This is a genomic window from Martelella alba, from assembly GCF_005217455.1.
GTDB lineage: Bacteria > Pseudomonadota > Gammaproteobacteria > Enterobacterales > Enterobacteriaceae > Acerihabitans.
In genome coordinates this window covers 20028-35822 of record NZ_SZPQ01000028.1, presented here as the reverse complement: position 1 = coordinate 35822, position 15795 = coordinate 20028, and the positions used below count along the sequence as shown (strand labels likewise).

Sequence of the window (15795 nt, the reverse complement as noted above, 5' to 3'; positions counted from 1 at the left end):
ATCTCCGGCCAAGAAAAAAAACCTTAGCAATGTGACTAATTATGTTCAGTGAAACTGATTATATCTGGAAAGTGAAAAGGCGAGGATTATTCCCGCGGTATGTTGTAGCGCCGTTTATGTTTCTTATATCATCCGGCAAATGGCTTGATGACAGTTCATTAAGAATTTTCAAAAAAAACATTATAAAACATATGGATAGACATTATTATCGCATCGGATGCCAAAAAATAATTAACGAAATTTTGTTAGAAATTATGACAAAAAGCGTCATGGGATGTGAGCAAAACCCGTCTTTTCGCGCCGGCCGTGATGACCGGCGGGCCGGCGGCATGCCAGACTCACTTTTCGTTACAATCCAACATGACTGACCTAATTCCTTAAAGGATGGCGCTGAAAATGACGCACCGCAGATGCTCGCTCGCCGCCAGGCGTGGTTAAAGCTAACTTGTTATGTCCTGACAATCAATATCTAAGTCATTAATTCAGATATACTAAAAATATAGTTTTAATAATTTGAATTGCAAAGTGATGGTCCGTGAGCGGTACTCTTTTCGGCCACCGTCAACCTTCAATGGCGGCCATTTTCGTTAAAGACAGGATGTCTTTTTAATTTCCCATAGGCCCGTATTGGCAGCATAACTGTCTGACTGACATGCGCGTTTTATGGGCGGTGTTAAAATAATTTTTTTAGCGAACAGACTGATCACTGGGCATCATCAGCAGTAAATCCTTGTTCTATGGCCGGAGGTATTATGAAAACGTTAAGTATTGTCGCATTAGTCTTATTGATCGTCGGCGGTCTGAACTGGTTACTGGTTGGCCTGTTCCGTTATGATTTGGTCGGCGCGTTATTTGGCGGACAGGAAGCCATCGTTTCCAGAATCATTTACACCATTGTCGGCATCTGCGCCTTGTATGCGTTAACCTTTATACCCAAAGTGGGCGCTTTACAGCATCACAGCCATTAAGGCTTATGGGCGTGACTTATCAAGTCAATGCCGCCTTGGGGTCAGCCTTCAAGCGATGCCGGCCGATAGAACGAGTCCGGCCATCGCCTGCAGCGCTTTTCCACCACAGGACTGAGCATCATGCCGCCCCATCAAGGTCGCAACAACTGCCCAAAATCTTCCGATGCGTGATCCAAGGCAATGCGCGCTGAGGCAAGCTTACTGAATCGCGCCTTGATATCGGACATCGGCGAGTAATATCCCAGATTCAATGCGGCCAATTGCTGGCGGGTTTGACTGTCGATAGCTTCAATTTCCACCGCCGCGCCGCCCCTATCGAGCGGCGCGGCGATTAACGCCGTACTTAATACGTTCAAGGAGGGGGATACGGTGACGACGTTAGTGATTGCGGCGCGCACATCCGCCGACCGGCCGCCGGGATTCGCGGGTAGATGATTCAACTGCGTTTGCAATTCACTACGCAGCGTATTGAGCAGATCGTTTCGCTCTGTCGGCGTTAAATGATCGTCTTTTACCCGCCATTGAATATCTGTAATGGTGATATGGGCGGGATCCACCGGAACATCACTCTTTAAAGCCTGTCCTCCCGCCACTGTCATCGGCGATAAATGATGATAATCGCTTAGAAAACCGCTTTGCCGGGTAGGCATATCGGTACTGCAAGCAGACAGCAGGATAAGCGCCATTGCCAGCCAGAGCTTGCCGACAGGACGGGGGAAATGGTTGGAACGACGGTATCGCATGTAAAACTCCGACAGGCAACCGGCAAAGGTAATTCCTCGTTATCGGCATCTTTGCGTTAAAAACTTAGACTCTCGATACTGCTTTACTGCTTATCAGATAATAACGTTATCGGCTTTGCCGTGCCACCCGTCATTACGCGCGGCGAACGCCATAAATCCTTCCGGTCATCGCCGCGCATAACCGGCGGGTAATCAATCAGACAGGTAGCGTGCGGCAATAACAATATCCCAAAGCACTTTCAGCGATTGAATGTCGCGCCGCTCTTCGGCGCACGCTCGTCGATCACCCAGCCGCGCCCCAATATTGGCCGCCAGGATCAATACCGCGCTTTCATAAATACCCTCGCCCGTCCGGTTATCATAAAGATGAAACAGTGCCTGTAATCCAGGGCTGGCGTAGTCGGTTACCAGCAATGTTTTCGCCTCCGTTTCCGCTGGACTTATCGGCCCCGCCGGCGAAAACCTCGCCAATTGATGGACAGCGCAACCGATACGGTAGACCAGTTGTTCCAGCGTGCCGCCAATGCCTTGCCGACGTTCGGATTCCGTTTCCAGGGGAATGGCCAATTCATCTACAATATAAGCCGCCCTCGTCATCAACTTTCCATGAATAGACCCCGTCTGACATTCATCGGAATCGATAAACTTTCTGTACAAATACTCGCTAACACACTGTATGCCGTTATTGATGGCGATCAGGGCGCCGACCATCGCCATCGCAACCAGTCGATTTACGCTCTGCAACCAATCCCCGCCGACGCGATATACACGGTTGAAAATAGGCGTCAGAGATTGACCGGCATAGCTAAGCCGCTGGATAAAATCGTCGGGGCGAGCGTTATCGGGTGGATTCGGCGCAACCGGCGCGGCGACGGAAGCGATAGCATTTTCCTTCATGATTTTCATTGCTGATCCTTGCGAAAGATTGTCATACCTGGAATGGCGCAAGCCCCGCGATGTCGCCCATCACATCCCGTGTATAAAGGAAGCCTTCCGGCGTCAGGTATGCACAGGTTCCAACTGGGAAAAAAACGCCTTGCCTTTTTCGCGGTCGCTGTCGCTGCCGGCATCGGCAAACAATGTCACCACTACGTGGTCGGGGTCCATTGTTTGCGCCAGTTGATAAGCGCTTTTCCAGTTGGCCGCTGCCGAAGCGCCGATTCGAACGCCGGTCAATCGGTAGAACTCATACATCCCGCTTAGGGATTCTTGCCAGCTTACGTGACAAAAAGGGATATTTTTCCGATTCATACGGTCGATGAACGGCTGACGGAAACCGAAGCCCATTCCGCCCGCGCCGGCGAATTTATCCCGTCCGTCAGGGGGAGACAAGGTAGCGTAAGGCATTTCTTTAGGCGTGGTCCCCTGAACGCGCAAAGCGGGATTTTCCGCGGACAGCGCCGCGAATACGCCAGACAGGGTCCCTCCCGTCCCCACCGCCGCCACCCAGCCATCAGCCTTGTTATCCCCTAATTGGCAAATGATCTCCCGGCCGGTCTGATACTGATGAACCGCCACATTGGCCAGATTCAAATGCTGGGACAGCAGCGTCCATTCCGGGTTTTGCTGTTTGATTTCCTGGGCGCGGGCAATCATACCCAATAAAAAATACCGGCGATCAACCAGCGTAAGCTCAGCGCCTGCGTCACGCAACATGGCAATCAACGTATCCGGCGACGAATCCGGGATGACCAGATGCACGGGAATCTCGCAGAGCTGGCATATTTTGGCCAATGCCCGTCCCATGTTGCCGCCGGACGCATCCAGCAATTTTAGCGGTTGCCTGTGAAAATCATGACGATTGACGGCATCGCAGAAGATGCCGAAAGCGGTGCGATCCTTGACGGAACCGAACGGGTTGTTGAACTCCATTTTCGCCATGATGCGAGCGCCATCCGCGGGCCCTGGCACCGCCTCCAACGGCGTATTGCCAAGACCATCGTAAAACGATACCAGCCGGGGAAACATGGCCAGCGCACGAGACGGATCCGGAACGCCATCCTGGGCATTGAATACATCGAAATTCATTATTTTTCCTTAATAAACGACTTCCTTTGCGATGCGTGTTCTCTCAGTTACGTGCTGATTTCTGCCGATAAAGAGATTCGTCGGACGTCAAGTCGCCTCTTTGGTGGCGGCGCTTGTTTCGCCCCAGTCACAAAGTCAGCTATGTGCCTGGGGACTCGCCCACTTGCCGCCGAGATGCAACTCGACGTAATTAGAGTATTTATTCTGAGAAGAATTGAATGCGCTAACGAGATTAAAACACTTCCATCTCAGATCAATACCCTTGATATTGCAAGCCGCAACCGAGAGATTAATATTATTAGCGCCATATTGGGCATTCTGTCAATGATGTCTAAATAAATATATTATTATAGGCTAAATACGTCAAGTCGCGCCGCAACGGCAAGCGCGCGACAAATTCGTCGGGAACGAATGTGAACCGCCCATGGCGCGCCTTTGGTGAAAGACAAGATGTCTGTCATCGTCCCCAGGAGCAAAGATCACTTTGCGACTGGGGCGGGCAAGCGCCGCCAACCAAGAGACGACTGAATTATGACGGGTATCGTGGAGGTTCGCCCATGGGCCATATACTCCATGGCCACAGGGATGTCAGGACACCCGGTGGCCCATGCGCGCAGGGATTATTGGGAGATTAATTTATCGTATTGACGCCAGCGGAAATTCAAAATAGAAATAATCCAGAACAACACAAACAACGCAATAATCCAATAACCGACATTGCCCATATTATCGTTAAGATTTCCGATAATATTCCAGATGCCGCCATGCAAACTCCATTGATCGCTAATAAGGCCCAGGGCTTCCAGCCCGCCAATAAACAGGGCGACGAATACCGAGGTGGCCGTTATGGTCATATTGTAATAAAGCTTTCGTACCGGTTTGGCGAACGCCCAGCCATAGGCGCCCACCATAACGAAATTATCCAGCGTATCAATAAGCGCCATACCGCTGGCGAATAATACCGGAAATATCATAATCGACCACATCGACATGCCCGAACCCGCCCCAGCGGCAGAAATACCTAATAGCCCGACTTCCGTGGCGGTATCGAAACCCAAGCCAAATAAAAACCCCACCAGATACATCTGCCAGCTTTTATTAACGAACCGGAAGGCGAAACGGAAAAGCCGGGTCATCAAACCGCCGTTGCGTTCGGACAAGGCATCCATATCCCCACCCGCCGCGCCGCCTCGTTTAACGCGCTGAAAAGTCTTGTATACCGTTCGCAAAATCATCAGATTGATAAAAGCGACAATCAGCAGAAAGAGCGCGGAAACCGCTGTGCCGACAATGCCGCCATAATCATGGATCCAACCCATTTGTCCCTGGAAAGCCAGGGATGTCGCCGCAATGGCGGCACAGGCCAGCACAACGATGGTGGAATGTCCCAAAGAAAAATAGGCGCCTACAGACACCGGCTGTTGCCCCTGTTGCATCAGCTTGCGCGTAACATTATCGATAGCGGCGATGTGATCCGCATCCACCGCGTGGCGCAATCCATAGCTGTATGCCAGTAACGCCGCCCCAACCAACGCGGTGCTTTGCTGGAAAACCATGAGCGCCCATAGCCAGGCGGCCAGATTGACAACCAGCAGCAATACCAGCAAAACCAGCGCTTTTCTTCTGGTGGGCAAAGACAGGGAAGGGATCATTTTTCAACCTTTTTGCTTGTGCGTTTTTTTTGAAGAAGCATGTGAGCTCTATCTGCTCATGCCGTTGGACCGTCCTGTCCGACCAGCATAAAGGAAAATGGATTCATAACACAAACTACACCGATCATAAAAAATTTTTTTTGATCTTACATCATTAATGATGAAAATAATTTTTAAGATAATTAAGGGAGGATAACGCTATTTTTTGGGCTCGGCGGAAATCATGGCCACCTGACTGGCGGGATCCATGGCATCCACCGCCTTTTGCAATTCGGCCAGCGCAAATTTCAGGGCCGCGATTTCTTGTTGCAGGGCCTGCACCTCCAGGGAGGTGCGATTGGCTTTGGGAAACGCGTCAAGGACGTCATTTTCGTCAAACATCCGTACCTGACGGTTATCCAGCGTCACCAGCTGATATTTTAACCGGCCACTGTTGATCGCGTTATACACTGTCTTGCGACTGACTCTCGCGATTTCAATCACCTGGCTTATTCTTAACATCGCGACTCTCTGGGTCTTGCTCGGTCAACGGGAATGTCCGTTTTTATTCTAACGGGTAGCGATGGCCGCGGTGAACAATTTTGCATTCTCCTCAGGAGTATTTTGCGTAATTTTGTTAACCTGCTCAATATCGGCCAACAACGCAAACAAAGACTGGATGACCGCCACTTTTTCACAAGTGGGATCGATGGCCATCAACACCACCACGGCCGGCTGGACAACACTATCGGGGTCGTCGCTACGGTGAAACTGAATGCCGGCGCGATTAATGGCAATGGCGAAACCGGTGCTGACCACATGCTCGAATTCAGTATGCGGTATGGCGACGCTATGGGTCTCCATATCGATGCCTGTGGGATAAACGGCTTCCCGTTCCAGCACGCCGGTGAGAAAACTTTCCCTGACGCAGCCATCCCGATAAAGGCTGTCGGCCAGGCGGGCCAATAGCGCGTTGCGGCTGTCGACCTGATCGAGAGTAAAAATACGTTTGGCGTCGAACAACATTAGCGATGCTCCTCCGTTTGCACGGCGCCGGTTTGCGCCAGCGCGTCATCTTCGCTTTGAATTTTCTTACGATTCCAGACCGCCAGAGCCAGCGTGCAGAGTATGACCACGCCGATACCCGCCGTCTTGAAACTGAACCCTTTAATCACGGCCCACGGCAGCATGGCGCCGGCATAGTCCACACTGCTGATGCTGGTGGCGCCATGGGGCAATGAAAAACCGGTACTAACGGCCGTGCTGGTCACCAAGGGCGCCAGCGAGGTCCCTATTAACAAAGCGAGGCTCAGGGTAATCAGTCCGGTCAACAGGGTACGGAACATGTCGCCGCGACACACAGCGGTAACCAGAACAAAGGCGAACGGCAGCCCGGTCAGGGAGGCGAAAGGCAGGAACTGGTTGCCGGGAATAATGGCCGCCAGGATCAGCATCACCGGTATCATAAGCATGGATACCGACAAGGTGACCGGATGACCAACGCTGACCGCCGAATCCAGGCCGGTGGAAATTTTGCCGAACGAACCGGCGCGCGACTGGGCGATTTCCTGAATGCGTTCGCTAATGGGATAGACCCCTTCCATCAGCATTTTGGCCATACGCGGAATGATGGTCATGACCGCGGCCATGGTGATGGCGGTCTGCAGGATGGTTTTGACGTCAACGCCGGCGATAATCGCCAGTATCGCGCCGATAATCGCGCCCAGACAGGCGGGATCGCCCAAAATGGACAACCGTTTCTGGATAACGTCGGTATCGATTTTGATATCGCGCACGCCGGGAATTCGATCGACGATAAAATTCACCAGCCAGGCGGCGGGCACGAATGAAACGGAAAAACCGTGCGGTACCGAGATGCCCGGCAGATTCAGATACTTTTCCACATCATTGGCGGTCCGGTCCGCGAGGACCATGGTGATAATGCAATTGAGTCCGGCGGCCAATACGCCGAGCCACAAATTGTCAGTGATAATCGCCACTAATGAACCGGCAAAGGCGTGATGCCACAGATTCCAGATATCCACATTCAGAATCCGGGTGGTTTTGGTATACAGCATCAGTATATTGATAGCTACGCACACGGGAATCACCAGCGCGCCCACCCGGGTGCCCATGGCCACCGCGGCGGCGGCGGGCCACCCCATATCCAGTACCGTCAAATGCAGCCCGAAACGTTGCACGATGGCGTTACTGATAGGCGTCAGTGAATCGATCATCAGACTAACGATAATGCTAAGACCGATAAATCCGATACCGACCATCAAACCGGCCTTAATGGATTTGGCGACCGGCAAGCGCAGAATCAGGCCCAGCAGGATGAAAATCAACGGCATCATAACCGATGCGCCCAAGCCTACGATATAATCAATGATAAACATGGAATCAACCCTCGGCGAGAATCAGTTCTTTTACGCTACCGAAGACTTTATCGGCACCCATGCCGGTCAGTAGGGGTAAAGCGTTGACGACGGGTACCGGGACTTTCACCGGCGAGGTGGAAACGATAAAGTCCAGATCGTGGCGGGTGGCGGCTTCAGCCACTGTCCCCTAGGAAATACGGACTTTATCCAACAGGTTTTCACTTTGCAGATAGGCTTCCAGTTTTTTTAACGCTACGGTGCTGGTGGCCACGCCGGCGCCGCAGCAGATCATCATATGTTTCATATCAGGTTCCCATTCGAAGATGTGGAATGATTAAAACATGTAAAGTAATGAGTAAATGTGATCAGTGTGTAATTTTACACACTTCGTGAGAAAATAATGACCATGTAAAATTAATGCATATTATTAATTATATGTTTTTAAACAATTTTTATGATTTTACGCTTTTTTATGTGAATTCTTCACTGTGTAGAATTACCCAAGTGGGGATGGGGTGAAACTTGACGTATACACCACGGTAAAGTAAGGATGGTGTGCTCGATCACTAAGGCAGGGAAAGAATGTCAGAAATAAAATGCGTTTTATTTGATTGCGACGGTACGCTGGTGGACAGCGAAATCCTCTGCTGCGAGGCTTATGTCATCATGCTGGCCAGATATGGCGTTCATATGACGTTGAAAGAGGTCATTAAGGAATTCAAAGGCGTTAGCCTCTATACCATTATCGATACCGTCAAGCAGCGCCATACGCTCGAACAACCGGTGAATCAACTGGAAAAGGATTATCGCGACGAGGTGGCCCGGTTATTTGAAGAACGTTTGCAACCCATTGCCGGCATACGCGAATTATTGCGGCAAATCATCGTGCCGCTGGCGGTCGTCTCCAACGGACCGGTGAACAAAATGCGCCATTCACTCGGACTGACCCAGTTACTGCCTTTTTTCCAAGATCGCTTATACAGCGGTTATGATCTTGGCAAATGGAAACCGGATCCGGCCCTGATTCGCCATGCGGCCACCGAACTGGCGGTGGAAACAAACCAGTGCATACTGGTGGAGGATTCGGTATCCGGCGTCCGGGCCGGCATCGGCGCGGGTATTCCAGTATTCTATTATTGCGCCGACCCGCATAACCCACCGATAGACCATCCGCTGGTGACCCGATTCGATGATATGGGGCAACTGCCGGCGTTGTGGCGGGAACGCGGCTGGATTCTGACGCGGGCGCCGGAGGGCTTCGCCTGAGAAAGGACAATGTCTGTCCTTGTTATATTTTGAGCTGCCATTTTGTCGACTGCGTTGATGCAGCCGACACGGACAAGACACCGGTATGCTAAACGACAACCGTCGCCGGCGTTTACGCGCCCGTCGTTACTCCGTCGGCGGCGTTGAGTCGGCAAGAGGGGGCGCCGGCGGTTCCTGGGCCGAGAAATCCTGGTTCAAGTCTTTACCGGACAACAGCGTCTCTAATGCGTCGCCGCCCAAGTGGCGAAAATCCTGCCCCTTAACGAAATAAAAAATATACTCGCAAATATTCTGGCAACGATCGCCGATACGTTCGAGGGAGCGCGCGCAGAACAATGCGGTCAGTACGCTGGGAATGGTTCGCGGATCTTCCATCATATAAGTCATGAGCTGGCGGACAATGCCTTCGTATTCCTTATCGACTTTTTTGTCCTCGCGATAGATACGAATGGCTTCATCCAGATCCATGCGGGCAAAAGCATCCAATACATCGTGCAGCATCTGAATGGTATGCCGGCCCAGCGACTCGAGACTGACCAGCATTTGCAAGTGTTGCTGTGAATATTTTTCCAGCGCGGTGCGGCAAATTTTGTCGGCGCCATCGCCAATGCGTTCCAGTTCGGAAATGGTTTTGATAATGGCTATCACCAGGCGTAAATCGCTGGCGGTGGGCTGGCGCTTGGCGATGATGCGCACGCAAGCCTCATCGATAGCCACTTCCATCAAATTCACCTTGCTATCGCCGGCTACCACCCGCTTGGCCAGTTCTTCATCCTGGTTATGCATGGCGCTGATAGAATCGGTAAGCTGTTGTTCCACCAGCCCGCCCATAGCCATGACCTGGGTGCGGATATGCTCCAGTTCAGCATTGAACTGGCCGGAAATGTGTTTGTTGAGATTCAGATTATCCATGATATATCCCGTTATTAACCATAGCGGCCAGTAATATAATCTTCAGTCTGTTTGTTCTTCGGTGCGGTAAAAATACTGTCCGTATCGCTGAATTCAATCAGCTCGCCGAGATACATAAACGCCGTATGATCCGAACATCGCGCGGCTTGTTGCATATTATGCGTGACGATGACCACGGTATAATCCGCTTTCAGCTCGGAAATCAATTCCTCCACCCGTCCCGTCGAAATGGGATCGAGCGCCGAACAAGGTTCATCCAGCAAAAGCACATCGGGGCGAATAGCGATACCCCGCGCGATGCACAACCGCTGCTGCTGCCCCCCGGATAAACTGTAACCGCTTTGATGTAGCTTGTCTTTGGTCTCGCTCCACAAGGCTGCCTTGGTCAGCGACCATTGAACCCGCTCTTCCATTTCCGTTCGGGATAACTTCTCGAATAAACGCACCCCGAACGCGATATTGTCATAAATGGACATCGGAAACGGCGTCGGCTTCTGGAAAACCATGCCAACCCGGGCGCGCAGCAATGAGATATCGCTTTTGTCGGCCAAGATATTCTCGCCATCAAGCAAAATTTCTCCTTCCGCGCGCTGATCGGGATATAACTGGTACATCTTGTTGAAAGTGCGCAACAAGGTGGATTTACCGCAACCGGACGGACCTATGAATGCCGTTACCTGATTCCGGGCGATATTCAGGCTGATATTCTTAAGCGCATGGAATTTACCGTAATAAAAATTCAGATCACGGACCTGGATTTTACTGTCGGTGGCGTTGTTTATCCTGCTCATGCACACTCTCTCTTTCAATCATAGACGCACTGGCGCCTAACGCTAATTGGTTTTTTGGGCGAAAAGGATCCGTGCGATAATATTCAGGAACAGCACGCAAAGGGTGATAAGCAACACCCCGGCCCATGCCAATTCCTGCCACTCCGGAAACGGACTCATGGCAAATTTGAATATGGTGACAGGCAAGTTGGCGATAGGCTGCATCAAATCGGTATTCCAGAACTGGTTGGAAAGCGAGGTGAACAGCAGCGGCGCCGTTTCGCCGGCGATACGGGCCACCGCCAGCAATACCCCGGTGATGATTCCCGAGGTGGACGCTTTAAGCGTAATGGCGGAGATCATCTTCCACTTGGGCGTGCCCAGCGCATAAGCCGCTTCCCGCATGGTATCGGGCACCAGCCGCAGCATATTCTCAGTGGTTCGAATAACAATAGGCACTTGCAACAACGCCAGCGCGATAACGCCCGCCCAGCCGGAAAAATGCTCCATCTTGGCCACCACCAGCGTGTATACGAACAAGCCGATCACAATGGACGGCGCGGACAAAAGGATATCGTTGATAAAACGAATCACTTCCGCCAGCCAGGATTTTTGGCCGTATTCGGCCAAATAAATTCCCGCCAGGATCCCCAGCGGCGTACCGAATATGGTGGCCCAGAGTATCAACAGGCCGCTACCGACAATAGCGTTGGCCAAGCCGCCGCCGGCAGTATTGGGGGGCGGCGTCATTTGGGTGAATAACGCCCAGGAAAACCCTTCAAAGCCGCGGTTTATGGTGGTGAATAATATCCAGCATAACCAGAACAGGCCGAAAGCCATGGTCACCAGGGACAAAAACAGCGCCAGCCGGTTTTTTTGCCGGCGCCAGGCCTGCCGTTTACGCCGCGCCGCCATTTGCGAAGCGGATTGGGGCAATTGATTATCTAACGTCGCCATTATTTCGCCCCCTCATTTTTGGCTAAACGCATAATCATGTACTTGGAGCAGGCCAGCACTATAAAGGTTATCACAAACAGAATCAGGCCCAATTCCATCAGGGCGGCGGTATGCAACCCCGCCGAAGCCTCGGCGAATTCGTTCGCCAGCGCCGAGGTAATGCTGTTACCGGGCATAAACAGCGAGAGGCTGGTCAACTGGTTGGTATTGCCGATGATAAAGGTTACCGCCATGGTTTCGCCCAGCGCCCGCCCCAACCCCAACATGACGCCGCCGATAACGCCATTCTTGGTGAAAGGCAGAACGATGTGCCAAATCACCTCCCAAGTGGTACAACCGATCCCATAGGCCGATTCCTTCATCATCACCGGCGTTTGTTCGAACACATCCCGCATGACGGCGGAAATATAGGGGATAATCATAATGGCCAGTATCACGCCGGCGGCCAGGATACCGATACCGAAAGCCGGTCCTTCGAAAAACATGCCGACAAAAGGAACCGCCGAAAGCACATCGCCCAGCGGTTGTTGAAAATATGTGGCGAAGAGCGGAGCAAAGACAAACAGCCCCCACATGCCGTAAACAATACTGGGAATAGCGGCCAACAATTCGATTGCCACCCCCAGCGGCCGTTTCAGCCAGTTAGGCGCCAGCTCGGTCAGGAACAAAGCTATACCGAAACTGACCGGCACCGCTATGATCAGCGCGATAAGCGAGGTCATCAATGTACCGTAAATAGGCACCAGAGCGCCAAACTGTTCGCCGGGCGGGTCCCATTCCTTGGTCCAGAGAAACGAAAAGCCGAATTTCTCGATACTTGGCATGGATGCGAAGATCAAAGAGACGATAATGCCGCCCAACATTAACAGCGTGATGAGGGCGGCAAGTCTGACCAGTGATCCAAAAATCAAGTCGCCTTGTTTACCGGGGGCATGTTGTGCCGGCTTATTAACAGCCATAGAATACTCTTTTAGTGGGTTCGTTATCCCTTCCCGGAACGGGAAGGGACGAAACACAACAGACTTAGCACATTATTATGACTTATTTTACAGGGTAAAGCGCGTGACCGTTACTGTCTTTGATATTGGCTTTCCAGGCCGCGCGGATCTGCTCAACCACTGACGCAGGCAGAGTGGCGTAATCAAGAGCAGTTGCCTCGCTACCCCCTTTGTTATAAGCCCAGTCGAAAAACTTGAATACGGCTTTGGCTTGTTCCGGCTTGGTCTGTACGGTGTGCAACATGATAAACGTTGTGGAGGTAATCGGCCAAACGTTATCACCCTTCTGGTTGGTCAGATCCTGCGCGAACGATTCCTGCCAGTTGGCGCCTTTGGCGGCATTGCTGAAATTGGTCTGGTTCGGTTCCACCGGTTTGCCGTCAGCGGAAATCAGCTTGGTATAAGGCAGGTTATTCTGTTTGGCATAGGCGTATTCAACATAGCCGATGGCGCCAGGCAGACGCTGTACGAAAGCGGCCACGCCATCATTGCCTTTACCGCCCAGGCCGACCGGCCAGTTAACCGTTGTGCCGGCGCCGACTTTTTCCTTCCAACCGGCATTCACTTTGGACAGGTAGCTGGTGAAGACAAAAGAGGTACCCGAACCGTCGGCGCGGCGAACCACGGCAATGCTTTGATTCGGCAATTTCACCCCAGGATTCAACTTGGTGATGGCCGGGTCATTCCATTTCTTGATATTACCCAGATAAATCTCACCCAACGTGTGGCCGTCAAGCGTTAGCTGACCGGATTTGATGCCGGGCAAATTAACCGCCATTACCACGCCGCCAATCACGGTGGGAAACTGAAAAAGGCCGTTTTGTTTAAGGTCAGCGTCTTTCAGCGGCGCATCGGAAGCCCCGAAATCCACGGTATTCGCTTCAATCTGCTTAATGCCGCCCGAAGAACCGATACCTTGATAGTTAACCTGGTTGCCGGTTTCTTTTTGATAGGTATCAGCCCATTTGGCGTAGACAGGGGCGGGGAATGTGCCGCCGGCACCGGTCACGCTGACAGCAGAGGCGGTGAAACTCGCCATGGCGAAAGTTGCTGCAACAAGACTGGTAACAGCGGTGTGCATCAGTTTCATAATCCCTCCTGTGGGATATTCAAAAATGGCCAATGGCCGATTTTCTTCATTATAGAGCTGCAGGAAGGAAAATAGGACAAACAGGTGACAGCGACATGTCAGTAATGTGACGTTTTTATGACAAAGAACCCAAGGGAAGACCGCGAAAATGGCCCTGCACGAGGGCCATAGAGAGACTCATCCTAAAGGCGACTGAACTCATTCGACAGTGACGGATTTCGCCAAATTACGCGGCTGATCCACGTCAGTACCCTTTATTAAGGCTACATGATAAGCTAATAATTGCAATGGTAAGCAATAATAAATCGGCGCGACGATATCTTCCACATGCGGTAACGGAATGATTTTCATCGTGTCGTCATCGACAAAACCGGCGTCCTGATCGGCGAAGACATATAATAAGCCGCCCCTGGCGCGAACCTCTTCGATATTGGATTTCAGTTTTTCCAGCAATTCATTGTTCGGCGCAACAACGACAACCGGCATTTCGCTGTCGATAAGCGCCAGCGGCCCGTGTTTCAATTCCCCCGCCGCATAAGCTTCGGCATGAATATAGGAAATTTCTTTCAGCTTGAGCGCCCCTTCCATGGCGATGGGGTACAACTCTCCCCGACCGAGGAACAAGGCATGCTGTTTTTCGGCAAAACCTTCCGCCAGGCTCTCAATAGCCTTATCCAGCGCCAGCATCTGTTCGATTCGCGCCGGCAATGATTGCAGGGCATGTACAATGCCTTGTTCGACACGCTGCTCCATATCTTGCAGACGGCCAATTTTGGCCACCAGCATCAGCAATACCGTTAACTGAGTAGTAAAAGCCTTGGTGGAGGCCACACCGATTTCAGTGCCGGCCTTAGTCATCAATGCCGTATCCGATTCCCGTACCAGAGAACTGCCCGGCACATTGCAAATGGCCAGAGACCCCAGATAACCGAGATTTTTAGTCAGGCGCAACGCCGCCAATGTATCGGCGGTTTCGCCCGATTGCGAAAGGGTGATGATCAAGCTGCCGGGCCGAACGGCGGATTTGCGGTAACGAAACTCCGATGCGATTTCCACATCGCAGGGGATACCGGCCAAGGCCTCAAACCAGTAACGCGCCACCATGGCGGAATGAAATGAGGTGCCGCAGGCGATAATCAGAATATTTTGCACCTGGGACAGCAGGCTGTCGCCTGCCTCCCCCAATTCCGGCAACAAAATTTCCCCATGGCTGAAACGGCCTTCCAGTGCATTCTTGACCGCTTGCGGCTGTTCAAAAATCTCTTTTTGCATATAGTGCCGGTAAATGCCTTTATCGCCGGCATCATATTTTACCTGCGACTCGACTTCCGGCCGTTCCACTGGATTACCGCGGCTATCCCAAATGCTGACGGTACGGCGGGTAATTTCGGCGATATCGCCTTCCTCAAGGAAGATAAACCGGCGAGTGACGGGCAATAATGCCAATTGGTCGGACGCCAGGAAGTTTTCACCCACGCCCCGGCCAATGACCAGCGGACTTCCCGAACGGGCGGCCACCAGCACATCCGGGTTCTTGGCATCCAGAATCACGGTACCGTAGGCGCCGCGCAGGCGGGGAATCACCCGCAAAACCACCTCGGCCAGAGTACCGCCCCGTTGGCGCTGCTCCCAATCCACCATATGGGCAATGACTTCGGTATCGGTTTCGGAGACAAAGCGATAGCCTTGTTCAATCAATTCATCGCGCAGGATTTCATGATTTTCAATAATACCGTTATGCACCACCACAATATGGCCCGAGACATGGGGATGCGCATTGGCTTCAGAGGGTTCGCCATGTGTGGCCCAACGGGTATGGGCTATCCCCGTGCCGCCGGGCAACGGCGACGCTTCGACCGCCCTTGTCAGGGCGGCGACCTTACCTACCCTGCGCAGGCGCTGCAAATGTCCTTCATTATCCACCACAGCCAGTCCAGCGGAATCATATCCGCGGTATTCGAGCCGGCGTAACCCTTCTAACAATATTTCGGCGATATCGCGTTGAGCGACCGCACCCACTATTCCGCACATCTTTATTATCCTGAATGAAC

At 52.1% G+C, this 15795-nt stretch carries 18 protein-coding genes; 3 read left to right on the top strand and 15 right to left on the bottom strand.

The window, feature by feature from the left end:
* Nucleotides 1-41 precede the first annotated feature (41 nt).
* Together FCN80_RS17765 and FCN80_RS17760 are read left to right on the top strand one after the other, a co-directional pair.
* On the top strand, nucleotides 42-368 hold the full coding sequence (locus FCN80_RS17765) for a hypothetical protein (protein WP_136991514.1): 327 nt from the start codon (nucleotides 42-44) through the stop codon (nucleotides 366-368).
* A 384-nt stretch (nucleotides 369-752) separates the two neighbouring features.
* Nucleotides 753-968, top strand: a complete 216-nt coding sequence (locus FCN80_RS17760; protein ID WP_136991513.1) for a DUF378 domain-containing protein — start codon at nucleotides 753-755, stop codon at nucleotides 966-968.
* 131 nt (nucleotides 969-1099) lie between these two features.
* Here the strand turns inward: FCN80_RS17760 and FCN80_RS17755 are convergent, their stop codons facing one another.
* From FCN80_RS17755 to FCN80_RS26905, 9 genes are all read right to left on the bottom strand, one after another.
* Complete coding sequence (locus FCN80_RS17755) at nucleotides 1100-1711, bottom strand: DUF3313 family protein (protein ID WP_136991512.1); 612 nt, start codon at nucleotides 1709-1711, stop codon at nucleotides 1100-1102.
* Nucleotides 1712-1903: 192 nt separating this feature from the next.
* On the bottom strand, nucleotides 1904-2617 hold the full coding sequence (locus FCN80_RS17750; protein WP_136991511.1) for a hypothetical protein: 714 nt from the start codon (nucleotides 2615-2617) through the stop codon (nucleotides 1904-1906).
* A 93-nt stretch (nucleotides 2618-2710) separates the two neighbouring features.
* Nucleotides 2711-3739 carry a pyridoxal-phosphate dependent enzyme gene (locus tag FCN80_RS17745; protein WP_136991510.1) on the bottom strand — a complete coding sequence of 343 codons (1029 nt, stop codon included), beginning with the start codon at nucleotides 3737-3739 and terminating at the stop codon, nucleotides 2711-2713.
* Nucleotides 3740-4359: 620 nt separating this feature from the next.
* Nucleotides 4360-5391, bottom strand: a complete 1032-nt coding sequence (locus FCN80_RS17740; protein WP_136991509.1) for a HoxN/HupN/NixA family nickel/cobalt transporter — start codon at nucleotides 5389-5391, stop codon at nucleotides 4360-4362.
* A 198-nt stretch (nucleotides 5392-5589) separates the two neighbouring features.
* Nucleotides 5590-5892, bottom strand: coding sequence for a helix-turn-helix domain-containing protein (locus tag FCN80_RS17735; RefSeq protein ID WP_136991508.1), 303 nt, complete (start codon nucleotides 5890-5892; stop codon nucleotides 5590-5592).
* A 48-nt stretch (nucleotides 5893-5940) separates the two neighbouring features.
* Complete coding sequence (locus tag FCN80_RS17730) at nucleotides 5941-6396, bottom strand: PTS sugar transporter subunit IIA (protein ID WP_136991507.1); 456 nt, start codon at nucleotides 6394-6396, stop codon at nucleotides 5941-5943.
* A complete protein-coding gene (locus tag FCN80_RS17725) occupies nucleotides 6396-7769 on the bottom strand; it encodes a PTS galactitol transporter subunit IIC (RefSeq protein ID WP_136991506.1) in 1374 nt (457 codons plus the stop codon). Before FCN80_RS17725 ends, FCN80_RS17730 begins: the two co-directional genes overlap by 1 nt.
* Nucleotides 7770-7773: 4 nt before the next feature.
* Nucleotides 7774-7932 (bottom strand): PTS sugar transporter subunit IIB, encoded by a 159-nt coding sequence (locus FCN80_RS26910; protein ID WP_230492752.1) that lies wholly within the window; start codon nucleotides 7930-7932, stop codon nucleotides 7774-7776.
* 6 nt (nucleotides 7933-7938) lie between these two features.
* Entirely contained in the window at nucleotides 7939-8055 is a 117-nt protein-coding gene (locus FCN80_RS26905) for a PTS sugar transporter subunit IIB (RefSeq protein WP_230492751.1), read from the bottom strand.
* A 278-nt stretch (nucleotides 8056-8333) separates the two neighbouring features.
* Here FCN80_RS26905 and yieH point away from each other — a divergent pair, with 278 nt between their 5' ends.
* Nucleotides 8334-9017 carry a 6-phosphogluconate phosphatase gene (gene yieH, locus FCN80_RS17715; protein ID WP_136991505.1) on the top strand — a complete coding sequence of 228 codons (684 nt, stop codon included), beginning with the start codon at nucleotides 8334-8336 and terminating at the stop codon, nucleotides 9015-9017.
* 126 nt (nucleotides 9018-9143) lie between these two features.
* Here yieH and phoU read toward each other — a convergent pair whose 3' ends face one another.
* The 6 genes from phoU to glmS all read right to left on the bottom strand — a co-directional run bounded on the left by phoU (nucleotide 9144) and on the right by glmS (nucleotide 15775).
* Nucleotides 9144-9929 (bottom strand): phosphate signaling complex protein PhoU, encoded by a 786-nt coding sequence (gene phoU / locus FCN80_RS17710; RefSeq protein WP_136991504.1) that lies wholly within the window; start codon nucleotides 9927-9929, stop codon nucleotides 9144-9146.
* A gap of 14 nt (nucleotides 9930-9943) precedes the next feature.
* Nucleotides 9944-10720: a phosphate ABC transporter ATP-binding protein PstB gene (gene pstB, locus FCN80_RS17705; protein ID WP_136991503.1), complete on the bottom strand. Its 777-nt coding sequence runs from the start codon at nucleotides 10718-10720 to the stop codon at nucleotides 9944-9946.
* A 42-nt stretch (nucleotides 10721-10762) separates the two neighbouring features.
* On the bottom strand, nucleotides 10763-11656 hold the full coding sequence (pstA, locus tag FCN80_RS17700) for a phosphate ABC transporter permease PstA (protein ID WP_136991502.1): 894 nt from the start codon (nucleotides 11654-11656) through the stop codon (nucleotides 10763-10765).
* Nucleotides 11656-12615 carry a phosphate ABC transporter permease PstC gene (gene pstC, locus FCN80_RS17695; protein ID WP_136991501.1) on the bottom strand — a complete coding sequence of 320 codons (960 nt, stop codon included), beginning with the start codon at nucleotides 12613-12615 and terminating at the stop codon, nucleotides 11656-11658. The genes pstA and pstC overlap by 1 nt, the downstream gene beginning before the upstream one ends.
* Nucleotides 12616-12697: 82 nt before the next feature.
* The gene (pstS, locus tag FCN80_RS17690; RefSeq protein ID WP_136991500.1) at nucleotides 12698-13744 is read right to left on the bottom strand and encodes a phosphate ABC transporter substrate-binding protein PstS; all 1047 of its coding nucleotides are present in this window, start codon (nucleotides 13742-13744) and stop codon (nucleotides 12698-12700) included.
* A gap of 198 nt (nucleotides 13745-13942) precedes the next feature.
* Nucleotides 13943-15775, bottom strand: coding sequence for a glutamine--fructose-6-phosphate transaminase (isomerizing) (gene glmS, locus FCN80_RS17685; RefSeq protein WP_136991499.1), 1833 nt, complete (start codon nucleotides 15773-15775; stop codon nucleotides 13943-13945).
* Nucleotides 15776-15795 lie beyond the last annotated feature (20 nt).